The organism is Streptantibioticus ferralitis (assembly GCF_029223525.1).
In the GTDB taxonomy this organism is placed as follows: domain Bacteria; phylum Actinomycetota; class Actinomycetes; order Streptomycetales; family Streptomycetaceae; genus Streptantibioticus_A; species Streptantibioticus_A ferralitis.
Genome location: NZ_JARHTQ010000002.1, coordinates 49,796 through 73,733, shown reverse-complemented (window position 1 = coordinate 73,733; position 23,938 = coordinate 49,796). Strand labels below are relative to the sequence as shown.

Annotated in this window: 18 protein-coding genes and 4 pseudogenes; 11 read left to right on the top strand and 11 right to left on the bottom strand. The window is 71.0% G+C overall.

What is annotated here, in order from left to right; all coding sequences use genetic code 11:
• Positions 1–31 precede the first annotated feature (31 nt).
• A pseudogene (locus P2L57_RS03140) lies at positions 32–279 on the bottom strand (DUF3291 domain-containing protein); the annotation flags it as partial.
• A 269-nt stretch (positions 280–548) separates the two neighbouring features.
• On the opposite strand from P2L57_RS03140, the gene P2L57_RS03135 reads away from it, so the two are divergent.
• Positions 549–743, top strand: coding sequence for a hypothetical protein (locus tag P2L57_RS03135; RefSeq protein WP_269854797.1), 195 nt, complete (start codon positions 549–551; stop codon positions 741–743).
• A gap of 102 nt (positions 744–845) precedes the next feature.
• A complete protein-coding gene (locus tag P2L57_RS03130; protein ID WP_275807811.1) occupies positions 846–2,387 on the top strand; it encodes a P-loop NTPase family protein in 1,542 nt (513 codons plus the stop codon).
• 88 nt (positions 2,388–2,475) lie between these two features.
• Here the strand turns inward: P2L57_RS03130 and yczR are convergent, their stop codons facing one another.
• Positions 2,476–3,984, bottom strand: coding sequence for a MocR-like transcription factor YczR (gene yczR / locus P2L57_RS03125; protein ID WP_275807808.1), 1,509 nt, complete (start codon positions 3,982–3,984; stop codon positions 2,476–2,478).
• Between the two features lie 204 nt (positions 3,985–4,188).
• On the opposite strand from yczR, the gene yczE reads away from it, so the two are divergent.
• The 4 genes from yczE to P2L57_RS03105 all read left to right on the top strand — a co-directional run bounded on the left by yczE (position 4,189) and on the right by P2L57_RS03105 (position 7,941).
• Positions 4,189–4,785, top strand: a complete 597-nt coding sequence (gene yczE / locus P2L57_RS03120) for a membrane protein YczE (RefSeq protein ID WP_372515587.1) — start codon at positions 4,189–4,191, stop codon at positions 4,783–4,785.
• A 17-nt stretch (positions 4,786–4,802) separates the two neighbouring features.
• Positions 4,803–5,576: a glycerophosphodiester phosphodiesterase family protein gene (locus P2L57_RS03115; protein WP_275807803.1), complete on the top strand. Its 774-nt coding sequence runs from the start codon at positions 4,803–4,805 to the stop codon at positions 5,574–5,576.
• Between the two features lie 95 nt (positions 5,577–5,671).
• The gene (locus tag P2L57_RS03110) at positions 5,672–7,042 is read left to right on the top strand and encodes an MFS transporter (RefSeq protein WP_275809140.1); all 1,371 of its coding nucleotides are present in this window, start codon (positions 5,672–5,674) and stop codon (positions 7,040–7,042) included.
• 524 nt (positions 7,043–7,566) lie between these two features.
• Positions 7,567–7,941: an RNA polymerase-binding protein RbpA gene (locus tag P2L57_RS03105; RefSeq protein ID WP_255925068.1), complete on the top strand. Its 375-nt coding sequence runs from the start codon at positions 7,567–7,569 to the stop codon at positions 7,939–7,941.
• Between the two features lie 92 nt (positions 7,942–8,033).
• Here P2L57_RS03105 and fxsA read toward each other — a convergent pair.
• From fxsA to P2L57_RS03080, 5 genes and pseudogenes are all read right to left on the bottom strand, one after another.
• Positions 8,034–8,624, bottom strand: a pseudogene (fxsA, locus tag P2L57_RS03100) (FxsA family membrane protein); the annotation flags it as partial.
• 261 nt (positions 8,625–8,885) lie between these two features.
• Positions 8,886–9,632, bottom strand: a pseudogene (locus tag P2L57_RS03095) (polyprenol monophosphomannose synthase); the annotation flags it as partial.
• Positions 9,632–11,281: an apolipoprotein N-acyltransferase gene (lnt, locus tag P2L57_RS03090; RefSeq protein WP_372515586.1), complete on the bottom strand. Its 1,650-nt coding sequence runs from the start codon at positions 11,279–11,281 to the stop codon at positions 9,632–9,634. The pseudogene P2L57_RS03095 and the gene lnt, both read right to left, overlap by 1 nt.
• A gap of 714 nt (positions 11,282–11,995) precedes the next feature.
• Positions 11,996–13,627, bottom strand: a complete 1,632-nt coding sequence (locus tag P2L57_RS03085) for an amidohydrolase (RefSeq protein ID WP_275807796.1) — start codon at positions 13,625–13,627, stop codon at positions 11,996–11,998.
• A gap of 46 nt (positions 13,628–13,673) precedes the next feature.
• Positions 13,674–14,114 carry an Lrp/AsnC family transcriptional regulator gene (locus P2L57_RS03080; RefSeq protein WP_275807794.1) on the bottom strand — a complete coding sequence of 147 codons (441 nt, stop codon included), beginning with the start codon at positions 14,112–14,114 and terminating at the stop codon, positions 13,674–13,676.
• Between the two features lie 213 nt (positions 14,115–14,327).
• Here P2L57_RS03080 and P2L57_RS03075 point away from each other — a divergent pair, with 213 nt between their 5' ends.
• Positions 14,328–14,741: a hypothetical protein gene (locus P2L57_RS03075; RefSeq protein ID WP_275807791.1), complete on the top strand. Its 414-nt coding sequence runs from the start codon at positions 14,328–14,330 to the stop codon at positions 14,739–14,741.
• A gap of 249 nt (positions 14,742–14,990) precedes the next feature.
• Here P2L57_RS03075 and P2L57_RS03070 read toward each other — a convergent pair whose 3' ends face one another.
• Both P2L57_RS03070 and P2L57_RS03065 read right to left on the bottom strand, forming a co-directional pair.
• Positions 14,991–16,163, bottom strand: a complete 1,173-nt coding sequence (locus P2L57_RS03070) for an acyl-CoA dehydrogenase family protein (RefSeq protein ID WP_275807788.1) — start codon at positions 16,161–16,163, stop codon at positions 14,991–14,993.
• A gap of 218 nt (positions 16,164–16,381) precedes the next feature.
• Positions 16,382–17,161: a methyltransferase domain-containing protein gene (locus P2L57_RS03065; RefSeq protein ID WP_275807785.1), complete on the bottom strand. Its 780-nt coding sequence runs from the start codon at positions 17,159–17,161 to the stop codon at positions 16,382–16,384.
• Between the two features lie 163 nt (positions 17,162–17,324).
• Here P2L57_RS03065 and P2L57_RS03060 point away from each other — a divergent pair, with 163 nt between their 5' ends.
• On the top strand, positions 17,325–17,870 hold the full coding sequence (locus P2L57_RS03060; protein WP_275807782.1) for a hypothetical protein: 546 nt from the start codon (positions 17,325–17,327) through the stop codon (positions 17,868–17,870).
• A gap of 211 nt (positions 17,871–18,081) precedes the next feature.
• Positions 18,082–18,795, top strand: a complete 714-nt coding sequence (locus P2L57_RS03055; RefSeq protein ID WP_275807778.1) for a hypothetical protein — start codon at positions 18,082–18,084, stop codon at positions 18,793–18,795.
• 126 nt (positions 18,796–18,921) lie between these two features.
• Here the strand turns inward: P2L57_RS03055 and mhpA are convergent, their stop codons facing one another.
• Positions 18,922–20,562, bottom strand: coding sequence for a bifunctional 3-(3-hydroxy-phenyl)propionate/3-hydroxycinnamic acid hydroxylase MhpA (gene mhpA, locus P2L57_RS03050; protein WP_275807775.1), 1,641 nt, complete (start codon positions 20,560–20,562; stop codon positions 18,922–18,924).
• Positions 20,563–20,881: 319 nt separating this feature from the next.
• Between mhpA and P2L57_RS03045 the strand changes: the two genes are divergently transcribed.
• Complete coding sequence (locus P2L57_RS03045; RefSeq protein ID WP_275807772.1) at positions 20,882–21,067, top strand: hypothetical protein; 186 nt, start codon at positions 20,882–20,884, stop codon at positions 21,065–21,067.
• A 177-nt stretch (positions 21,068–21,244) separates the two neighbouring features.
• Here P2L57_RS03045 and P2L57_RS03040 read toward each other — a convergent pair.
• Positions 21,245–21,511 (bottom strand): annotated as a pseudogene (locus P2L57_RS03040) (helix-turn-helix domain-containing protein); the annotation flags it as partial.
• Between the two features lie 523 nt (positions 21,512–22,034).
• Between P2L57_RS03040 and P2L57_RS03035 the strand changes: the two are divergent.
• A complete protein-coding gene (locus P2L57_RS03035) occupies positions 22,035–23,627 on the top strand; it encodes an IPT/TIG domain-containing protein (protein ID WP_275807769.1) in 1,593 nt (530 codons plus the stop codon).
• Positions 23,628–23,938: the final 311 nt, after the last annotated feature.

Sequence of the window (23,938 nt, the reverse complement as noted above, 5' to 3'; positions counted from 1 at the left end):
GTCCGCGTGCGGAATTCCGTGCCGCTTCACCCTATGTATCGTCACCCCGTCGCACACGCCGCGGCGCCCAGCGCGGCCCGGGCCGCGCCGGGGGCCGGGCCGGGTGCGGCTCGCGCAGCGAGAAGACGTACGGGGACGGCCCGTTGGCCCGCAGGTGCGGCAGGCGCTCCTCGGCCTCGGCGACGGACGGCCGGTGCCCGGTGGCACCCACCACAGCGCGGTGACGGATTCCCGTACCCACTCGAACCACTCACGGCGGCGGCGCAGCAGCTCGCGGTGAACCGGGGCGGGACGTCACTGCGCGAGGAGCCATGACCGCACCTTCGATGGCTGGTTCACCCGGATGGGCGGCTTTTCTGTTGCGATACCCAGCCGGTACATGGTCCACCGTGAACCCGGTAATGCTCGCGATGTGCGGCCTTCCACGGAGTGGGCCATAGCGGTGAAAAAACAAATAATTCACCCGAACGGCATCTTTAATCGCTTATTACTTTTTGTAATCCTGGAAGAACTCATGGTGACCGTCCCCACCCCACTGGAGAAACCCCATGATCCTGACCATGTCGGGCGTGCTACTGCTCGGTGTCATCGTCTTCCTGTTCTTCCGCAAGGACGGCCTGAAGGTGTCCCACGCCCTCGTCTGCGCACTCTTCGGCTTCTATCTCGCGAGTTCCGCCATCGCGCCGAGCATCAAGGCCGGCGGGGCGAGCCTCGCCAGCCTCATTGGAGGGATCAAGATCTAGCCGGACCACACGGACGGCCACGCCTCCCGCCGGGCCCGGAGCGGTTCTGCCCCGCTCCGGGCCCGCTCACCGCATCCCACTTCCAGCCGCTTTGGAGTCCACGTGGCCCGGCGCCCTCTCCCCGGCATTCTGAGCAACCGGCCCGCCCTGCACCGCGGCCGCGAACTCGCACGGTTCGCCGCCGACAGCGCCACGGACGTCCTGCACCCCGTCATCACCATCACCCGCGGGCTGCGGCGCCAGGCGGCCTGGCTGCACCGCTGGTGGCGTACCGCGCCCAAGGACCGCCGCAACACCACCCTGTTCATCACCGCCACCGCGCTCTTCCTCCTCGCACTGCTGCCCCTCGGGCCGATCCTGGTGGGCGTCAGCCTGATGGGCTCCGCCGCCTGGGCCGGACGGGACCGCGCAGGCAGGCCGGACGGGCCCGGCGCGGCCGAGACCATCAGGCTGCGCAGCGTGTACGAGGCCCTGGTGCCGTATCTGTCGGCCGAGGGTGACCCGCGTCCGCTGTACCGGCACGAGGGCGACTGGCGGCACGCCTTCGTCTCGTACGACTTCGAGCACGGGCGGCTGGTCTCGCTGCGGCTGCGCTACCCGGCGTACTTCACCGACGGCGAGCCCGAAGCCCGGACGCGCATCGAGCAGTTGCTGCACGCGAAGGCCGGGCGCGGGCGCGAGTACCGGTTCGACTGGAACGAGGAGGAGAACCACCTCACCCTCACCGCGCTGCCGCCGCTCCCCACCACCATCACCGCCCAGCGGTTCGTCACCGCGCCCGGTGAGACGATCCTCGGCTTCACCGACGCGGCCACCGTCCAGCGCACCATCCCGGTCCGGGTGGGCGACACGGTGCGGGACGCGCCACCGGTGGCCTGGCGCACCGGGCCGCGCTCGACCGAACCGCACCTGCTGGCGATCGGCCGCCCCGGCAGCGGCACCACGACGCTGCTGCGCTCGATCGCCCTGCAGGCCCTGTACCACGGGGACCTGCTCGCCATCGACGGCGGCGGCACCGGCGAGTACCTGTTCCTGTCCGGACGGCCGGGGGTACTCGCGGTGGAGAGCGGACTGGCGGGCGCACTCGCCACACTGGAGTGGGCGGCGCACGAGACCGAGCGGCGGCTGATCGCCGTCAGCCGGGCCCGGCAGGCAGGGCGGCCCGCGCCGCAGGACACCCGTCGGCCGCTGTGGATCATCGTTGACCGGCCAACAGGACTGTCCCAACTCGCCCACGCGGAGGGGCGTTCGGATCCGCAGCACCTGCTGGAGGTGCCGCTACGGCACGGTCGCGCGGCGGGCGTCGCGGTGGCTATCGGCGAGCAGGCCGAGTGCCTGGACGCGCTGGGCCCGGCCGTACCGCAGCACACCCGTGCCCGGGTGGTGCTCGGGGCCATGACCGCGGCGCAGACCCGGGCTGTACTGGGCACGCTCCCGCACACCACGCCCGCGGCCCACACCCCACCGGGCCGCGGCTACGCCCGGCTCGGCGACGGCCCCGTCCACCGCCTCCAGGTACCGGCCACCCCGGACCCGTACGACGAGGACACCGCGGACTTCCACCGGCAGGCGGTCCTGGCGCTGCTTCCCACCACGGCCCCGCAGCCGGTCTCGATGGTCAAGTCCCCCGAACGGGGCGGGTAGTTGCCGGTCCGACGGCTGCGCCGGACATTTGTTGCCCGGCGATGCCGAACCAATCGCAACCCCCAACCCGCGACCCCGCCGGGCAGGCCTACGCCACCAAAGACCCCGCCGACTGCAAGTCGATCGGCCCCCCGGACCGCACCGCCTCCGCGGCAGCGGCCAGACGGGACACCGCCTCATCCGCGACCGAGGCGGAAGCCGAGAACGGCAGACGGATGTACCCCTCGAACGCGCCGTCCACCCCGAAGCGCGGGCCGGACGGCACCCGCACCCCGTACTGCTCCCCCGTCACGGCAAGCCGGGAGCCGGACACATCGCCGGTACGGACCCACATGGTCAGACCGCCCGCCGGGACCTCGAACTCCCAGTCGGGCGCGTGCCTGCGCAGTGCGTCGACCAACGCGTCGCGGTTGGCACGGGCCAGTGCGCGGCGCAGCGCCACCGCCTCCGTCCAGCCCTCGCCGCGCATCAGCCACACCACCGCGAGCTGTTCGACCACCGGCGAGCCCAGGTCCAGATAGGCACGGGCGGCCGCCATACGGCGCACCAGCTCGGGTGCCGCCCGTACCCAGCCGATGCGCATGCCCGCCCAGAACGCCTTACTCGCCGAGCCGACCGTCACCACGGTGCCGCCACCCCGGTCGTACGCGGCGAGTGGCCGCGGCATACCGCCCTCGGGGTCGATGGAGAGTTCCGCCATCGTCTCGTCGGCGACCACGGCGACGCCCGCGGCACGGGCCGTCTCGACCAGTTCGCGGCGCTGGTCATCGCTGACCAGCGCTCCCGTGGGGTTGTGGAAGTCAGGGATCACATACGCCATGCGCGGCGCGACATCGCGCATCACCCGGCGCCATGCGCCAAGGTCCCAGCCCGCCAGCCCGTCCGCCATCGCCACCGGGACCAGGCGGGCGCCGTTCTCACGGAACAGTTGCAGCACGTTGGCATAGCTGGGGGCCTCGACCGCGATCCGCTCCCCGCGCCCGGCGAACAGCCGGGCGGCGGCGGCGACCGCTCCCATGGCGCCGGTGGTCACCATGATCTGCTCGGGCATGGTGGGTACACCGCGCTCGGTGTAGCGGTCGGCGATCGCCTCCCGCAGCGACGGAAGTCCGGCCGGGTAGTCGCCGTGGGTGGCGGCGTAGGCGGGCAGTTCGGCGAGCGCGCCCTCGATGCCACGGGTGAGCCATGGTTCCGGCGCCGGAAGTGCCGCGCAGCCGAGGTCGATCACCGATGCGGCGGCCTCCGGCGGCAGCGGCTCCAGGCCTCCGGCGGGCACCGGGCGGCCGTCCGGTACGGCGGTCCAACTCCCCGCTCCCCGACGGGACTTGACGAATCCGTCGACACGCAGCGCCTCGTACGCGGCGGCCACCGTGGTGCGGCTGACGCCGAGCGCCACCGCCAGTTCCCGCTCAGCGGGCAGCCGTGCGGCGACCGGCACCCGGCCTTCGAGCACCAGGAGTCGAACGCCCTCCGCGAGCCCGCGGTATGCCGGAACCCGGCGGCCGTCGCCTCGCCCGGCCCGTTCGCCGCGTTCACCGTGCGGAGCCAGTAGCCGTGCCAGATGGGCGGCGCTCACCGCGGCAGTCCACTGCGCCATCAGAACCAGTCCACCTTCCCTGGATTGGCCGTGGAATTGGACCATGGCCGTACTTCAGAGTGACACGGAGCCAGCCACTTCACCAGGGGGGTGTCCGCTTTGCCAGTTTCCCGTCCGCGCTTTCCCCGTCTTCGCCTTCCAGGGCCCCTTCCGCCAAGGGGATCGCGCGTCTGCCGCCGTCTTGTCCACCTTTATGGGGGACTCGTGCTGTACGGCGCGAGCGACGCTCTGCTCGTCCGGGCCGGGCTCGGCCTCGACCCGTGGGACGTCCTCCATCAGGGCGTCACACGGCGCACCGGACTGAGCATCGGCACCGTGTCGATCATCGCCGGTGCGCTGGTGCTGCTGCTGTGGTGGCCGCTGCGGCAACGGCCCGGTCTCGGCACGGTCTCCAACGTCCTGCTCATCGGGCTCTCGTTGGACGCGACACTGCGCGTGGTCCCGGTACTGCACTCCATGGCGGTGCGGGTGCCGCTGCTCGCCACCGCGATCGTCCTCAACGCCGTCGCGACCGGGCTTTACATCTCGGCCCGCCTCGGCCCGGGACCGCGCGACGGGCTGATGACCGGGCTGCACCGGCGCACCGGACGTTCGATACGCCTGGTGCGCACCGCGATCGAAGTCGCGGTGCTGGTCACGGGATTCCTGCTCGGTGGTTCGGTGGGCGCCGGCACGGTCGCGTACGCGCTGGCCATCGGCCCGCTCGCCCAGGTGTTCCTCAGGGTCTTCGCCCTCCCCGGGCCGGGCTCGCGGACGGTGGCCACCGCCGCTGCGGGGTCGTCGGCTCCGGCCGGCGTCTAGCCCGCCATACTGCGGGGGTGTCCCGTCATCCCTTCCTCGACCAGCCGGGACCGCTTGCCTTCGCCCATCGGGGCGGGGCGGCGGACGGCCTGGAGAACACCCTGACCGCCTTCGGGCGCGCGGTCGCCCTCGGCTACCGCTATCTGGAGACCGATGTACACGCCACCGCCGACGGCCGGCTCGTCGCCTTCCATGACGCGACGCTCGACCGGGTGACCGACGCTCGCGGCGCCATCGCGGAACTGCCGTGGCGCGAGGTCCGCGCCGCCCGGGTGGCGGGTCAGGAACCGGTCCCGCTGTTCGAGGAACTGCTCGACGCCTTTCCCGAGGCCCGGTTCAACGTGGACGTCAAGACCTCGGCGGCGGTGCACCCGCTGGTCGCAGCCATAGACCGGGCCAACGCATGGGACCGGGTCTGCGTGGGCTCGTTCTCCCAGGCCAGGGTGGACCGGGTACGTGCGCTCGCCGGTCCGCGGCTGGCGACCTCGCTGGGCACCAGAGGCGTCGCGGCGCTGCGGCTGCAGAGCTACACCGGGCGGTTCCCGGCCTCCGCCGCTGTCGAGGCCGCCGTCTGCGTCCAGGTACCCGAGCACCATGCGGGCCTGCGGATCGTGGACCGGAGGTTCCTGCGCGCCGCCCACCGCCGGGGTCTCCAGGTGCATGTGTGGACCGTGAACGACCGGGAGCGGATGGGCATGCTCCTCGACCTCGGTGTGGATGGCATCATGACCGACCAGATCGAGACGCTGCGCGCCGTACTGGCCGAGCGGGGGGCTTGGCCGCAGAGCTGAGTCCCGCGGTCTGGGACAACGGCTGGGACCACGGGGTCGAGGACCACGGGGGACGACGAGGGGACGGCGTGGGCGGGCACGGGACACAGGGCTCCATCGGGACGGCGGCGGGCGGCGGGAGCGGCCAGCCGCCGCCCACCGACCGTACGCCCGAGGAACGGCGGCGCGAGCAACGGGGTTGGTACGTTTACGACTTCGCCATCACGGTCTTCTCCACCAGTGTGCTGACCGTGTTCCTCGGGCCGTATCTGACCGAGGTCGCCAGGGCCGCGGCCGATGCCCACGGCTATGTGCATCCGCTGGGCATCCCGGTGCGCGCGGGATCCTTCTTCTCGTACGCGGTGTCGGCGTCCGTGTTGCTGTCGGTGCTGGTGATGCCGCTGGCGGCGGCCGTGGCGGACCGTACCGGGCGCAAGAAGCCGGTGCTGGCACTGTTCGCGTACCTGGGCGCGGCGGCGACGACGGGTCTGTTCTTCCTGAACGGCGATCGCTATCTGCTGGGCGGCGCGCTGCTGATCGTGGCCAATGTGAGCTACGGCTCCTCGGTGGTGGTCTACAACGCCTTCCTGCCGCAGATCGCCGAGCCCGAGGAACGCGACACGGTGTCTTCGCGCGGCTGGGCCGCGGGCTATGTGGCCGGGTCGCTGGTGCTGGTGGCGAATCTGGCGCTGTTCCTCAACCATGACTCCTTCGGCGTCTCGAAGGGCGCGGCGGTACGGATCTGCATGGCCTCGGCCGGGTTGTGGTGGGCGGTGTTCGCGATCGTGCCGCTGCTGCGGCTGCGGGACCGACCGCTGGTGGGCACGGACGGCTCGGCGTCGATCGGCCAGGGCTGGCGGCAACTGGTCGCCACCGCGCGCGAGTTGCGCCACTACCCGCTGACGTTGAGCTTCCTGGTGGCCTACCTGGTCTACAACGACGGTGTCCAGACGGTGATTTCGCAGGCCTCGCTGTACGGGTCACAGCAACTGGGACTGAGCCAGACCACCTTGATCGCGGCGGTGCTCCTGGTGCAGGTGCTGGCGGTGGCGGGGGCACTGCTCCTGGGCCGACTGGCCCGGCGGTACGGGGCGAAGCGGACGCTGCTGGGGTCGTTGGTCGCGTGGACGGCGACCGTCTCCGCGGGCTTCTTCCTGCCACCCGGCCGCCCGGCCTGGTTCTTCGTGCTGGCGGCCGCGATCGGCATGGTGATGGGCGGCAGTCAGGCGCTGTCCCGATCGCTGTTCTCGCACCTGGTGCCGGTGGGCAAGGAAGCGGAGTACTTCGCCGTGTACCAGGTGAGCGACCGCGGCACGAGCTGGCTGGGGCCCTTGCTGTTCGGTCTCGCCTACCAGCTGACCGGGGACTACCGGTACGCGATCATCTCGCTCGTGGTGTTCTTCGCTGTCGGATTCGCCCTGCTCGTACGGGTTCCGGTGGAGCGTGCGGTGGCCGCGGTGGGCCGTTCGGAGCCTGGCCTGATTTAGCCCTTGAGGCAGAAGGGGGGTAGTGTACGCGGTTGACCAGCCGGATGGACCGTTACTGCGCGCTAACGATACAAAGACGACGGGTGATATCTCCTGTCAGATGTGACAAAACGGGCGGCGGCGGGTACAACAAAGGGCGGCACGAACAGGCGGTGCTGCGGCGCGTAGCGCCTCCGGCGAGGGCGGCGATGGGCGACGAAGAGGACGTCTCTACGGCGCCTAGCGCCTCCGTTGCGGGGGGCGGTAGGTGACGGAGAGAGCATCTGTGCGGCGCGTAGCGCCTCCCTTGAGGGTGGCGGTGGGTGACGCAGAGGCAACTGTGCGGCGCGTAGCGCCTCCCTTGAGGGTGGCGGTGGGTGACGCAGAGGCAACTGTGCGGCGCGTAGCGCCTCCCTTGAGGGTGGCGGTGGGTGACGGGTGGGCGCATGTCCGAATCGGGAATCTTCACCGCCGACCGGACGTTGACCGGATGACGACGACAGCGACACCTGTCCTGTGGGCGACAAGCCCGGGAGGCACGATTCATGAGTGAGCGAGCTCTCCGCGGCACGCGACTCGGGGCGACCAGCTACGAGACCGACCGCGGCATCGATCTGGCCCCGCGCCAGACGGTGGAGTACGCATGTCAGAACGGACATCGATTTGAGATGCCGTTCTCTATGGAGGCCGAGATTCCTCCGGAGTGGGAGTGCCGTGCTTGCGGTGCCCAAGCGCTTTTGGTGGATGGAGAGGGCCCCGAAGAGAAGAAGACCAAGCCCGCGCGCACACACTGGGACATGCTCATGGAGCGCCGTACCCGTGAGGAGCTCGAAGAGGTGCTGGCCGAGCGGCTGGCGGTCCTTCGATCCGGCGGCATGAACATCGCGGTGCATCCGCGCGACAACCGCAAGTCCGCCTGACCAGGCTTAACACCGAATACGACCCGGGCGGCGGCACATCAATCTGTGCCGCCGCCCGGGTCGTATCCGTCTGCGTCAGGTTTCCGCCGCGCTCAGGGGGCCAGCGGCGGACGGGGCGCGTCCTGCGGGCCGCGCGGCCCGGAGTCCGGCGAGCCGCCGTCCTGGGCACCGTCCCGGATCACCTCGCCCTGGACGACCTTGCCGTCCGGCCAGCGCATCCGCATCTGCTCCCCCGCGCTGCGCGCCTGCTGGAAGGTCTCGCCGAAGGAACCGGGGGCGGGTCGACCGGACCGTCCCAGCAGCCTGACCGCCGCCGCGCCCAGCGCCTTGCGGGTGGGCGGGAACAGGCACAGCAGCCCGGCCGCATCCGATATGAAGCCCGGCACCATGATCAGCAGGCCGCCGAGCATCTCCGTTCCGGCGCCGTCCGCGCTCGACGCCGGGCCACCGGCCTGGAACGAAGCGGTCAGGCTCTGCCAGGCGCGCCGCCCGGCCCGCTTGACCGCGTAACCGCCGACCAGGAATCCGGCGAGCAGCAGGAGCAGCACCATGCCGCCACCGATCGCCCCGGCCACCACGGTGAGCAGCCAGATCTCCAGTACCGCCCACACCGCCACCCCGAGCAGGGCGATGGTCCGGACACGGGAGCGGGCGGGCTGCGGTGGACGGGACGGGTCAGGTGCGCCGAAGGTCATAACACCCATTGTGCCTGGCGCCGCCGAAATGCTTCCGGCGGTGCGGATCTCGGCCGTCGGGCCGCTCCCTGGGATGTACGGCGGTCGGCGGCCGCCAGGCGCGCGGGGACGGTTCCGCCGGTCCCCGTCGCCGTGGTTGCCGCCGTGGCCGCGGGAGGGGGCTTGCCCCCCCCCCACCGCCACCCGGCCGGGGCGCGGGGGGCGGGGCGGCGACAAAAGCCCCCCCCCGCGGGTGTGGGGGGGATAGTAGCCCCCCCGGGTGACCCGCCACAGCGCCTCCACGACGATGTTGCGGCTCATCTTGCTGTCGCCGCGCTCGCGCTCGACGAAGGTGATCGGCACCTCGACGACGTGGAAGCCCTTCTGGACCGCGCGCCAGGCCATGTCGACCTGGAAGCAGTAGCCCGCCGAGGCCACCTCGTCCATGCCCAGGCCCTCCAGGGTCTCCTTGCGGAAGGCCCGGTACCCGCCGGTCACGTCGCGGATCGGGACACCCAGCATGAGGCGCGAATAGGTGCTTCCGCCACGTGAGAGGAACTCGCGGGACTTGGGCCAGTTGACCACCCGGCCGCCCGGCACCCAGCGGGAGCCCAGCACCAGGTCGGCGTTCTGCAGCGCGGTCAGCAGCCGGGGCAGTTCCTCCGGCTGGTGCGAGCCGTCGGCGTCCATTTCCACCAGGACGCCGTAGCCTTCCTCGATGCCCCAGTGGAAGCCCGCGAGGTAGGCGGCACCGAGCCCTTCCTTGCCCTTGCGGTGCAGCACCTTGACCTGGTCGTCCTCGGAGGCGAGCTCATCGGCGATCTTGCCGGTGCCGTCCGGGCTGTTGTCATCAGCGATCAACAGGTGCGCCTCGGGTACGGAGTCCCGCACCCGGGCGACGATCGGCTTGATGTTCTCGGCTTCGTTATAGGTCGGGATGATGACCAGAACCTTGCCGAGCGGACCGAACTGCCGCCCCTGGGCGCCGCCTTGGGTGACGCCGTCGCCGTTGTTCACTACTTCCCCTTATCCTCCATACGTCCCCGCCGGCCGAGCCAGATCGCGACCGCGCAGGACAGGACGCCCACCATAGCGAGAGTCCACTCAGGTACCGCGCCGATCTTGTCGGCAACGGTGGTTCCATCGCGTAGCGGCAGGTGCACATTGAGCACCTCCCGGGTGAATTCCTTGCTCTGCCGCTTGACGGTGCCGTCGGGTTCAACTAGCGCACTGATACCGCTGGTTGCGGCCGCGACCACCGCCCGGCCGTGCTCGACGGCCCGCAGCTGGTACATGGCGAGCTGCTGCTCGGGTTGACCGGTTCGCCCGTAAGTGGCGTTGTTGGTCTGTACGACGATGGCGCGGGCCCCCGCGTTCACGGTGTCGCGGACGATCCCGTCATAGGCGACCTCGAAGCAGATCACATCACCGAGCCGGGCGCCGCCCATCGTCATCACACCGGTGTGATTGCCCGGGTAGAAGTCGCGCTGGATCTCGTCCAGGCGGTGGATGACCTTGGTGAGCTCCTTGCGGAACGGTACGTACTCACCGAACGGCACCGGGTGCTGCTTGGTGTACGAGGCGCCGGGACCGGTCACCGGGGACCACAGGATGCCCTCGTTCTGCACATGGTCGGCGTCCGGCCCGTCGACCAGGGCACCGACGAGCACCGGCACACCGATCGTCCGCACCGCGCGGGTGATCGCGTCGTACGCCTGCGGGTAGGTGAACGGGTCGAGGTCGGAGGAGTTCTCCGGCCAGATCACCAGGTCCGGCCTGGCGACGCGGCCCGCCTTGATGTCACGGGCGAGTTGCAGCGTGGCGTCGACATGGTTGTTGAGGATCATCATCGGGCGGCCGAGGAAGTGCATGCCCGGCTGGGCGACGTTGCCCTGGACCACGGCGACCTTCAGCTGGCCGTCGGCCTTGGTCGGCACGGGCACCGCGTAGCCGCAGGCCGCCACGGCGGCGGCGAGCACGGCGGCGCCGAGCCCGATGAGCGCCTGCCTGCCCCGGCCGCGTGAGCGCCACCCGGCGAGTACGGCCGCCGCCACCAGTCCACCGGTCAGCGCGACGCCGAAGCTGACCAGCGGAGCGCCACCGAGCGCGGCGAGCGGGGTGAACGGCGAGGCGGAGTTGGCGAACGCCAGCCGCCCCCACGGAAAGCCGCCGAACGGCAGCCGGTCCCTGACCAGTTCCTCGGCGACCCACAGGCAGCCGCCCCACAGCGGCCAGCCGGGCAGCCGCGAGGTCAGCGCCAGCGCGGCGCCGAGCGGGACGAAGAAGACCGCCTCGATGATGGACAGCCCGATGACCGCGTCCCAGCCGACCACATGCAGCCACTGCAGCAGCCAGACGAAGAACGGCAGCCCGAAGGCGAAACCGGTCCATGCCGCCTGCCGTGCGGTACGGCGATGGGTGAGCAGCGCGAGCGCGGCCACCGCGGCGATCGACAGCGGCCACAGGCCGTAGGGCGGGAAGGCGGCGGTGAGCGCCAGACCACTGGCGGCCGCGAGGGCGCTGCGCCGCCAGTCCGCGCGGCCCGCCCGGGCCAGCCGCCGCAGTCGTCCTGGCCGGTGCTCCGGCTCCACCGGGCGGGCCCGCTCGGGCACGCCAATGGCACCATCCACGGTTTGAGCGGTGGCGGTGTCGGGTCGCGGTGGCACGGTCGCGGCCATTCCTCTTCTGCGTACGGGCGACGTCCGCGGCTAGGGGAAGCGGGAGTGCTTCCGGGGACGCTGAGTCGCGATGGTCGTGCAGTGACCGTACAACGACTGGGCACCCGCCGTCGCCGCAGGTACGCAAAGCCTTGGGCACGGCAGGTTTTGCCGACCCTTTCCGCGACAAGTGGAACGTTCCGCTCCGCGTTTCCGTGCGGGCCGCGAGCAGCGCTCTTCACAACACGGCCGAGCGCCGGGCGGCGGGGTGCGGTGGACTGCGGATGGGGACCGGAACGCCCTTCGGGCCGACCTGGGAACCGCTGGCTGCGGATCGACCGAGAGCCGTTGTCTACTGAACGTCCGGGCCCCACCCGGGTCACACCTGCCGCCCGGGCGGCACCCTTCCCCCCTGGCCCGCCCGCGAGCGGAGAGGGGCCCTGACAGGCCGCGTTCCGTGCCGCGGGCGCTGGACCTGGCTCCCAGCGGCGGTGCGCCCATGCGGCGCGCCACCCCATGGCCCAGCGGCGGTAGACGGAAGACACGGAGGATCCCGGTCGGTCGTCCTGGTGGACTCGGCCGAACCTACTCGCCCGCGACCGCAGCCTGTCAACACCCGTGTGACCTGCGGCAATTCGGCAAATCAGCAGGTCAGTGCGGGACCGTCGGCCGGGACGCGACAGGCCGAGGGGGCATCGTTCGGCGGTACGGCCGCGAGGGGCGTCACTCGTTCGGACCCTCGAAGATCGTCAGTCCGCCGACAACCGTCCGCACACAGCGCGGCAGCGGCTCGCCCGGGGTGAGATCGGGCAGGCCAGGAGTGCCGGAGCGAGGGTCGGTCGACCAGTTCGCGACCCGCTCGTCGGGGGCCTGGACCACCAGCTCACCGGCCCGCCAGACCGCGTAGTCGGCCGGGGCGCCCGGTACCAGTACGCCGGCGTCATCACGGCGGACGGCGCGCCACCCGCCGCGGGTATGCGCGGTGAAGGCGGCGCGGACCGAGACGCGGTGCTGGAGGGTGCGGTGGAAGGCGGCGGCGCGCACGGTTCCCCAGGGGTCGAGCGGGGTGACCGGACTGTCGGAGCCGAGCGCCAGCGGCACCCCGGCCTTGAGCATCGCCGCGTACGGATTGAGGGTGCGAGCCCGCTCGGTGCCCAGCCGGGCGGCGTACATACCGTCCGTACCGCCCCAGGTCGCGTCGAAGGCGGGCTGCACGGAGGCGACAAGGCCGAGGTCGGCGAAGGCCGCGATGGCGTCCGGGTCCAGCATCTCGGCGTGCTCGACGCGGTGCCGGGCCGCGCGTACCCGGTCGATGCCGAGGCGTTCGGCGGCGGCCCTCACACCCGCGATCACGGCGGTGATGGCGGCATCCCCGATGGCGTGGAACCCGGCCTGCAGCCCGGCCTCGGTGCAGGCGCCCACATGCCAGGCGATCTGACCCGCGGTGAGATAGGCGCTGCCGGTGTGGTCGGCGTCCGCGTACGGCTGGTGCAGGCACGCGGTATGCGAGCCCAGCGCCCCGTCGGCGAACAGGTCGCCTGCCGCGCCGAGCGCGCCGAGGTCCCGCACCCGGTCGAGCACGCCGTCCGCGCCGGGCACCGCGGCCTCCGCCCAGTAGGCCAGGACCCGCGGACCGGGCTGCTCGGCGGCCAGCCGCAAGAGAGCGGTCAGGTCGTCCTCGCCACTGATCTGCGGCCCGGCGCACTCGTGCAGCGAACCGATGCCGAGGGAGGCGGCGTGGCGCAGTGCTGCGTGCTGGGCGTCACGGCGCTGCCCGGGCGCGATGGCGTCCTGCGCGGCGCGGCGTACCGCGTGGTGGGCGTCGCGGGTCAGCGGCCCCTCGGGGTGGTGGCCCGGCAACGCCTCGACCCCGGGAACCAGGTCGAGCATCGCGGTGGTCACCACGGCGGAGTGCATGTCCGCGCGGGTCAGATACAGCGGCCGCCCGCCGGTGGCGGCGTCGAGTTCAGCGCGGGTCGGGGTGCGCGACTCGGGCCAGCGGGACGCGTCCCAGCCGTGCCCGAGCAGTACCCGATGTCCGGGGTGCGCGGCGGCGTACGCGGTGACCCGGGCGAGGGCGTCGTCCAGGTCGCGGGCGGCGGACAGGTCGAGGCCGGTCAGCGCCAGACCGGTGGCCGTGGTGTGCACATGCGCGTCGGTGAACGCCGGGGTGACGAGTGCGCCGTCCAGCCGTACGACCTCGTCCACCGAGTCGGCGAAGCCGTCGGCCGCGCCTTCGGAACCGATCCAGGCGACGGTGCCGCCGTCCACGACCATGGCGGTGGCGAAGGGGTCGGCGGGGCTGTACACGGTGCCGCCGCGCAGCAGCACGGTGCCCGGGGTGCGCTCGTTCATGGTCACCAGTCTGGCGCCTGTGCTCCGCGCGCCTGCGCCAGGGTGGTCACAGATGCGGCGGGCGCGCCTCGTACGGAGTGGACAGCACCACGGTGGTACGGGTCGACACTCCGGCCAGACTGCGGATGCGGGCCAGCAGGTGCTCCAGGGCGCCGGGCGTGGCGACGCGCACCTTGAGTATGTAGTTCTCCTCGCCCGCGACGCTGTGGCAGGCCTCGATCTCGGGAACATCGGCGAGCCGGTCCGCGATGTCGTCGGGCGCACTGGGGTCGAACGGCGCCACAGAGATGAACGCGGTCAGCGGCAGGCCTACCCCTTCCGGGTCGACGATCGCCGCATAGCCGCGGATCACTCCGCGCTGTTCCAGCCGCCGCACCCGCTGGTGCACCGCCGACGTGGACAGGCCAGTGGCCTTGCCCAGGTCGGTGTAGCTCATCCGCCCATCGGCGACGAGCAATTCCACGATCCGTCGGTCCAACTCCTCCACGACGGATCAACCTACTGCCACCGCGCCGCTCCGGCACAACGAGCGGAACGCATGCGCCCCGTGCGCCCTCTCGTGTGATAAACGCCACAGCCTGTGCCCCCGCTCGGCGCGAGTGTTGCGATTATCGGCCGGACGTGACGGGAAATGCTCAGCTCAGGTCGTGGCCACGAGTCCGGCCTTCCCACCAGAGGGTGTCACAGGGGGAGATCCACCATGCGCGCAGGCAAGCGGCAACCGGTGCTCGACGAGGACTTCGCCGACGACGTCACGGACAGCGTCGACGGCGACGGTGCGGAGTGGGACGCCGTGGAGGCGTCCGGGGATGTGGACGACGAGGTCTACGGGATCTTCCGGGTGCACTGCCCGGAGTGCGGCCGTCCCATCGCCTTGCTCGCGGACGAGGACGTGCTGCCGGAGCACGCCCTGTGCGCGACCCCGTGGAATCCCTTCGGGCTGACGGTGTGTGCGGGTTCCGGCAGTGCCGTCGAGGACGCGGCACCGGTCAGCGAGGACGGCACGGATGAGCAGGACGTGGCGTCGCTGCTCACGCTGCCCGAGGGGCTCGACTGGCGCACCCAGCCGTTCTCCCATGCGAACCGCCAAGGGCTTGGCAGCCCCTGGCGGTAAGGGAGTTGCCCCTGGGGGCCCTGCGGGCCCCCAGGCCCCCGGCCCGGGGGCTGCCGCCCCCTGGACCCCTGCGGGTCCGGGGCACCGCAAGCCCCCCGGGTCCGGCGGGCCCCTGGGCCTCTGCACCTGAGGGCTGCCGCCCCCTGGGTCCGGCGGGCCCTGGGCCTCTGCGAGGGCCTGGCCCCTGTGGGGCCTTGGACGGCCGGCGTAGCGGCGGTGCTGATCGGTCAAGGTCCGCCGGAAGGGCGGCTAGTGGGTTTCGGGACCTGCCAAATGGCGGGCGATCACCATGCGTTGGATCTGGTTGGTGCCCTCCACGATCTGCAGCACCTTGGCCTCGCGCATGTAGCGCTCGGTCGGGAAGTCGGCCGTGTAGCCGTATCCGCCGAGAAGTTGGACGGCGTCGGTGGTGACCCGCATCGCGGTGTCCGTGCAGTGCAGCTTGGCCATCGCGGCCTGCTTGCTGAAGGGCTGGCCGGAGTCCCGCAGCCGGGCGGCGGCCAAGTACAGTGCCCGGCCCGCCTCGATGCCGGTCGCCATGTCGGCGAGCATGAACCGCAGGCCCTGGAAGTCCGCCAGCGGACGGCCGAACTGCTGGCGTTCCGCGGTGAACGCCAACGCCTCGTCAAGTGCCGCCTGTGCGACGCCGATGGCACACGCCGCGATGCCGAGGCGGCCGGAGTCGAGCGCGGACAGGGCGATGGTGAAGCCCTGGCCCTCCTCACCGATGCGACGGGCGTCGGACACCCGCACCCCGTCGAAGTGCACCTGGGCGGTGGGCGATCCCTTCAGCCCCATCTTCCGCTCCGGCGCGGCGGCGCTCAGCCCCTCCGCGTCGCCGGGAACGAGGAAGGCGGTGATGCCACGCGGCCCCTCGACTCCGGTGCGAGCCAGCACGGTGTAGAAGTCGGCCATCCCGCCGTGGGTGATCCACGCCTTCGTACCGTTGATCACCCAGTCGCCGCCGTCGCGTACCGCACGCGTACGCAGGCTCGCGGCGTCGGAGCCGGACGCCGGCTCCGAGAGGCAGTACGCGCCGAGGAGTGAACCGCCGAGCATCGCCGGAAGGTGCTCGGCGCGCTGCTCCTTGGTGCCGAACTCGGCGACGGCATGGCACGCCAGGGTGTGCACGCTGGTGCCCAGGCCCACGGTGAGCCGGGCCATCGCGAGCTCTTCGAGTACCTGCAGATACACCTCGTACGGCTGCTCACCGCCGCCGTACTCGTCCGGGTACGGCAGGCCGAGCAGACCGGCGGCGCCGATGGTGGCGAAGGTGTCCCGCGGGAAGCATCCCGCGTCCTCCTCCTCGGCGGCCCTGGGCCGGATCTCCCGCGCGGCGAGCTCGCGGGTGAGTCCGAGAAGATCGCGGGCCTCCTCGGTAGGCAGTTGTCGTTCGACCGGCTGCGGGCCGTCGTATGGCATGGCGGCGCTCCTCCCTGTCGGGCGGGTCGGCGGCGGACGCAGGGGGGTGGCCGACGTCGCCGCGATGGATTACCCAAAACCGATGATCTCCCACCGGGTCACGGTCCTGGCTGATCAGCGGCTTGTGGCGGTTGGAGTATGCCCGATCAAGGGCCGTCCGTCACGGGGTGCGGATCACGCCCCGCGGCAGTCGGACGACGTGCGGCATCGCCACGGCGTCAGGACGGGCGTTCGAGCACCACTGTGAACACGGTGAAGGTGGCCAGGAGCGGTCCTTCGGTGAGAGCGGCGATCCAGCGGTCCGCCGCCCGGCGGTCGAGGTATCCGGCGCGCACCGCGCGTTCCGCGTTCCGGCTCAGCCCCAGCACCTGGTCCGCGACGGGGAGATCCCGGAAGACGGGCGCGGTCCCGGTCACGTCGCGCACCGTGAACCCCGCCGCGGCGCCCAGCCGGGCCAGCTGCCGCCCGATGGTGGCGTTGCGGACCTGGTTCCCGGTGACGAAGCGGTTGAAGGCCCGCACCGTCTCCGGATCGCCGGGGTCCACCACCAGGGTGTCCCAGTCCGGCTCCGCGAGCCCCACCAGACCCCCGGGCCGCACCACTCGGCGTAGCTCGGCCAGCACCTCGGCCGGGTCGGTGACATGCATCAGCACCCGGTCGACGCGGGCCCGGTCCACGCTCGACGTGTCCAGCGGCAGGTCGTGGGCGTCGCCCTCGCGCACCTCGACGCCGGGTGTACCGGCCAGCCGCTGCCGCGCCTCCCGCACCATGTCGTCGGCGTGGTCGACGCCGATCACCCTGCCGCCGGGCGCCACCGCCGCCGCCATCGCCGCCAGGTCCGTGCCCGGGCCGCAGCCCACGTCCAGCACGGTGTGGCCGGAACGCAGCTCCAGTTCGGTCAGCAGCCGGGCCTTGTAGGCGCGGGCGGGTGCGGTGGCGGCGGCCTGGTCGAGGTAGGCGACGCGGTCAGGGCGCGGTACTCCGTAGGTCCTCGTCATCCGGGCACCCCATCACAGGCTGAACATGCGCTGTTGACACCCGCACACATTCCCGTCGCCCGGAATTCACACCACATGTCTACCCGCGTAGCGACCGGCGTTGTGTCATGTACGCACCTACTCGGCACCCCGTCGAGTTCATAACCACCTCGGGAGACCCCACATGTCCCGACCGCCTCTCACGTGGCGAATACCGCGCCAACTCACGGTAGCCGCCTGCTCCGTGGCGCTGGCCACCGCAGGGCTGATCACCGGCACCGGCGCCGCGCACGCCGCGACCTCGTGCTCACAGTCGAACCTGCCACTGCCCGACCCGTCCTGCACCCCGGGCGCGTACAACCCCGACGTCACGCAGTCCACCATCAACTCCACGATCTGCGTGTCGGGTTGGACCTCCACGGTCCGTCCGCCCGCCTCGTACACCAACGCCCTGAAGGTCAAGCAGATCGCGGAGTACGGGTACAGCGACACCAACACCGCGGACTACGAGGAAGACCACCTCGTACCGCTGGAACTCGGCGGCGCACCCAAGGACCCCAACAACCTTTGGCCCGAACCGCGTTACGGCAGCGGTACAGCGGGCAACAAGGACCAGGTCGAGAACAAGCTCAAGCGGGCGGTCTGCAACGGCACGGTCAACCTTGACGACGCGCGCAGCGCCATCGCGACCGACTGGACCACCGCACTGGCCCAGCTCGGACTGAGCTGACCCATCCACCTGACCTTACGTCAGATCGATCCACCTGACCTACGTCAGGGCTCTTGGGCCGCCCCCGCCCCTGACGCGGGGGCGGCTCCGGCGTACGATTGCCCGGCGTTGCCGGTACGGGGGCGCGGCGTCGCACCAGCCGGTTCCGGCCAACCGCACCCGGGCATTCTTGGAGCGGTCCGATCTGCCCGGCCCGGAGGGAAGAGTCACCGTGCCCAACACCACCCGCTGCGCCCTGCTGATCGTGGCATCGGCGCTACTGATCACGTCCTGTTCCAGCTCGAAGGGCTCAACAGGCCATCAGGACAACGGCAACAAGGGCGCCGTGCCGCCCGCGTCCGCCCCTGCCGGTGGCTCATCCTCGGGGCCGTCCGGCGGCTCGCTCCCGACGGGTCCCGGCCCGCAACCCGCCTACCGGGTGCAGCAACAGCCCCCCGCGGGGTCCTGCCACTACCGGTACGAGCAGAATCAGCCGCTTCCCGATCCGTCCTGCACCCCGGGCGCGCTCAACCCCAAGGTCACCCAGGCGACGCTGGCCTCGACCATCTGCCGGTCCGGCTACACCTCCGACATCCGCCCGCCGCTGAACATCACCAGCCGCGAGAAGGACGCCAACGCCAAGTCCTACGGATACACGCAGTCCCTGCACGACGCGGAGTACGACCACCTGGTCAGCCTGGAACTCGGCGGCGACCCGAACGATGCCCGCAACCTGTGGGTGGAACCGCCGTCGCCCGGGCACACCCCGGGTTCCGGCCCCAACAACGACAAGGACCGGGTCGAGGCCCGGCTGCACAGCGCCATCTGCAAGAACCAGGTCACCCTGGCCGCCGCTCAGCAGGCGATCGCGCACGACTGGACGACGGCCGAACAGGCGCTGGGCATCGACCAGAAGAACGGCTCGAAGAACGGCCAGCACAAGTAGCACCCCGGCGGCGGACGCGAGTCCGCGCTCAGCACCTGAGCACGGCAGAAGGCTGACCGCGCTGTCGCCGACACCGATTCAGGGGACCAGGGTTTTGGCTGAGCTCGGCTTTGCGTACCGCCGTAACTACAAGGTCGGTCGGGTGAGGTCGCTGCGCAGTTCGTCGACGAGCGCGGGCAGTTCGGTGAGAGTGTCCGCGGCGCCGTAGAGGTAGAAGTCCGGACGGACGATGGCCGCGGCGTGATCGACTTCCTTCAGATGGGGCAGCAGGAAGGTGTCGACGTCGCCGATCGTGTGCAGTCCATCCTCCTGCGCGGCCTCGGGTCTGAGCTGGTCGGCGGGGACGATACGGACCAGGCGGGCGCCTATTGAGGCCAGGAAGTCGAGCTGGTGGGCGGACAGGCAAGGGCGGGGGTCGGCCATGGCCGCGATGCGGAAGCCGGTGCCGACGAGGTCGTCGAGCAGTCCGGTGCGCCCGTCCGGTGCGCGGGCCCGTCCCTGAGCGGCAAGATGTCCGGCCGGACGCGCGGGCCATCCGTCGGGGCCGCGGTGAAGCAGACCGGGGCCGAGGACGGGTGGCGGGATCTTCGGAAGCGCGCTCTCGGGACGGGCACCGGCGTCCAGCATCGCTTGGTCGCGGGCGGCGACGATCTCGGGATCCGTGGCGCAGATGATCTTGCCGAGCGCTATGGACAGGCCGATGGCGTGCTGTACATGCGCGCAGCGTTCGCTGGTGTAGGTGTCCAACAGATCGGGGTGGGCCGTTCCACCCAGGACGAGGTCGATCTTCCAGGCGAGGTTCGCCGCGTCCCGCAGGCCGGAGCACATGCCCTGGCCGGCGAACGGGGGCATCAGATGGGCGGCGTCCCCGGCCAGCAGCAGTCGGCCGTCACGCCAGCGGTCGGCCCAGCGGGCCTGGAAGGTGTAGACGGCGTGGCGTTCGAAGGTGGCGTTGTCGGGGGTGATGTTCCAGGAGGCCAGCAACCGCCAGGCGGTTTCCGGGCGGTTGAGGTCGTCGATGGTCTCACCGGGCATACGCATGAATTCCCAGCGGCGCCGACCGGGCCCGCCGGAGACGACCGTGGTGGGCCGGGCCGGGTCGCAGATCTGCAGGTTCACTGGTGGCCAGGCCTGGTGCGGAGTGACGTCCACGATCAGCCAGTCGTAGCAGAACCCCAAGTCGGTGACGGATGTCCGCATCCGATCGCGCACGAGGCTGTTGGCGCCGTCGCATCCGATGACGTACGCGGCGCGCAGCGCGTACTGCTCGCCGGAAGGGTCACGGACGGTCACCTCGGCGTGATCGCCGAGGTCGAGCAGCTCGGTCGCCTCGTGTCCACGGCGCACGTCCACCTGGGCCAGCTCACGGACCCTGGCGTCCAACACCTGTTCCAGATCGGGCTGATGGAAGTTGTTGGACTGGGGCCACCCCGACGCGCCCGGCCGCTGCCGGTCGAAGCGCAGCAGGGTCTGGCCGTCGGCGTTGCGCCACTCGTAGTCGGGCGCGGGAACGCTGATCGCGCCGATTTGTTCGACGAGCCCGGCGGCGGCGAGAATCCGGGCAACCTCGTCGTCGAAGTGCACGGCTCGAGGCAGCTTGTAGGGTTCCGGATGGCGCTCGACAACGCCAACCCGCCAGCCTCTGTCGCCCAGCAGTATCGCCGCCAACTGCCCCACGGGCCCGTAGCCGACGATCGCCACGTCGTAGTCGAGGGTGTTCTTCTCCACCGCAGACCGGGCGGTATCGCGACGCACTGCAGAGGACATCGCAGACTCCTCGTGTCACGCGGCGGCGACTCGGGCCACCTGCCACATGGTGGGTCACACGGCGTCGATGGCCACTCCCCCTACACGGCAGGGTCCATGGGGCGACTCTACCCGCCGATCGCCGAGATCGCCTGCTGTGATCCATCGCCCGTCGCGCGGGACGGCGGCTACGGCGTGCCACGGGGACGGCGCGATAGTGCGGCTGCGGCTCGCATGCCGCGACGGTGTCCCGATCACTGCTCACACCTGACAACTGACACGGCGTCCCCCTGCGGCAACCGTGGGCAGGGGCCACAGAGTTGAGCCGGACAGGCAGACGGTGAGTGTGCCCGCCGCCGGGCTCGCGATGTGGCTGGCCCAGGACAACGGGCACGGCGTGGTGGCCTGCTACGGATTCGCCCTCGGCGCCGCCGTCCTGCCCGTGACCCGCCGGTTGCCACACCGACTCGTACCGACCGTGGCCGCGCCAGCAGGCGGACCCTCGCGCGCCCGAGCGCAGCGGTAACTGGGAAGCGACACCAGCAGTTCGCTCTTTCCACGCCCCCGAACGTGAGGTGGCCAACCGCGGCGCGCAGTCTCAGCCGAAGTGTGACTGCGCGCTGGTTGGCCACTCGGTACCTCGCAGTTGGCCGCACCCACTGACCTACGCAAGCGTGGTCCCGGCCCTGGGTATGGCCGGGCTGCTGAGCAGGCGGGGACGGCCTCCCGTCCGCCGGGGGTCCGGGCAGGCCGGGCCGATCTCTTTGAACCGGTGGATGAGGTCCCTGACGGTGTCCTCGTCGGCCTGGACCAGCTGGGCGATCACCGGCACCCTGTTCCCGCCGGCCGAGGCCAGCCGCATCATCGCGCGTCAGTAGCGCACCGAACTCGTGATGCCGCGGCACACGATCTGCTGCAGCCGCTGCGCTTCCTGGTCCGTCAGCCTGCGCACACGGACCGGCTCAGCCACCGCGCCCCCGGCGAGCCGGTGCGGCCACCGCGCCAGCCCGCCGGCCCGCTGAGCCGTTTGGGTGACGGCACGTCAAAGGGGGTAGACGCATGGCCACTCCATCGGGTTAATGGATACATCTGAACCGGTGGGCCGCCCATCCTTTCCGGGGAGCTCAGCAGTCGGCCCGCCCGTTTCCGCCGCCCTCATGAGCCGTGCATGGGGGCCATTGGTCGCGCCCCCGCATCCGCGTACCAGCCTCCTGGATAAGGCATGGATGCCGCCAGTCGCCTGACGCCTTGAGGGCAGCAGGCAACTGATGGCGCGGGCCCCTGGCCAGCGTCACGTATGCGAGCGCCCACGGATGTCGCGGCCACGGGCCCATGGGCATCGGTCCAAGCTGCCGGGCCACTCGCAATCACCCGGCATACCGGCCCGGCCGCCCCCTGGACCTGTCCGCCGTGGCATGCCATCACGCTCGCGGGCGCGCCGCGAAGGCCGGTGCCGGACCGCTATCAACGCCATCTGGCAAGGAGGAACAAGCATGACTGCCCCCGCCCCACAAGTGAGCGCTCCGGGCCTGGGCCTTCCAGGCCTAACGCTGCCGTGGCCTTTCGGACCCGTGTTGGTCGCCGACGCGCCCAACTTCGGCCCCGCCGCCGGAGGCAACCTCGTCACCCTCGTCGGTCTGGGCCTCAACGGTGCAACCCAGGTTCTCTTCGGCACCAGCCATGCGACCATCGTCGGCGGCGACTTCCTGGGTTTCACATTGCAGGTCATCGCACCGCCCGGAACCGGAACCGGAACCGTACAGGTGACGGTCACTACCCCGAGCGGCACCAGCAATACGGTGCCCTACACCTACATCGGCGCACCCCCGCCCACAGCGACCAGCATTACGCCCGCCTCGGGCCCGACCACCGGCAGCACCCCGTTCGTGATCAGCGGAACCAACCTCACCGGGGGCACGGTGACCTTCGGTGGGACATCAGCCACCGTCCTGTCCATCAGCCCCACCCAGATCATCGGCCTCACGCCGGCACACGCCACTGGCAACGTACCGGTCGTCGTCACCACCGCAGGCGGCAGCGTGACGGTACTGGGCGGCTTCACCTACCTGCCCGCGGCGCCGGTCGTGACCGTTACCGTGCAACCCACGACCAGCCTGGCGGCAGGCGGCGGCACCTTCACCATCGTCGGCACGAACCTCACAGGCGCCACCGTCACCTTCGGCACGACGACAGCCACCATCACCGCCAACACCGACACCCTCATCACCGGCACCATCCCAGCAGGCACCGCCAGCACCACGGTGAACGTGACCGTCACCACACCAGGAGGAACCGCCTCAGCCGGAACCCTCACCTACCTGCCCGCAGCGCCAGTCGTAACCGTTACCGTGCAACCCACGACCAGCCTGGCGGCAGGCGGCGGCACCTTCACCATCGTCGGCACGAACCTCACAGGCGCCACCGTCACCTTCGGCACAACGACAGCCACCATCACCGCCAACACCGACACCCTCATCACCGGCACCATCCCAGCAGGCACCGCCAGCACCACCGTGAACGTGACCGTCACCACACCAGGAGGAACCACCTCAGCCGGAACCCTCACCTACCTGCCCGCAGCGCCAGTCGTAACCGTTACCGTGCAACCCACGACCAGCCTGGCGGCAGGCGGCGGCACCTTCACCATCGCCGGCACAAACCTCACAGGCGCCACCGTCACCTTCGGCACGACGACAGCCACCATCACCTCCAACACCGGCACCCTCATCACCGGCACCATCCCGGCAGGCACCGCCAGCACCACCGTGAACGTGACCGTCACCACACCAGGAGGAACCGCCTCAGCCGGAACCCTCACCTATCTATCCGCGGCGCCGGTCGTAACCGTGACGATCCAGCCGGTCAGCGGGCCCTCCGTCGGAGGCACCCCCTTCACCATCGGCGGTACGAACCTGGCAGGTGCCACAGTCACGTTCGGCACGGCGACAGCCAACATCACCTCCAACACCGGCATCCTCATCACCGGCACCACCCCGGCAGGCACCGCCAGCACCACGGTGAACGTGGTCGTCACCACACCAGGAGGAACCGCCTCAGGCGGCGCCTACACCTACATCGGAGCGTGACCCTGACGTAGCCGCCGCAAGTCGCCCCACACTCGGCGCGCGGCTCAAGACGAAGGCGCCGGCCTTCGGCCTCATCACCGAAGGCTGGTACCTGCGTTGTGGTGGCGCGCTTCTCCAGGCAGTGGTGGGCACAGCGACCGGCCGGACGTCTGCACCCGATCAAGCCTGATGGACGGGGCCACGAGGCGCGATTGCGAGCCCGCCCGTCATTCATGGATCAACTCGCGGGCCAGGACGACCTTCACCGGCTGGGCGACTGGGAGCGGGACCGGGTGATGGGTCTGCTGTTACGGGAAGACCATGCGCAACGA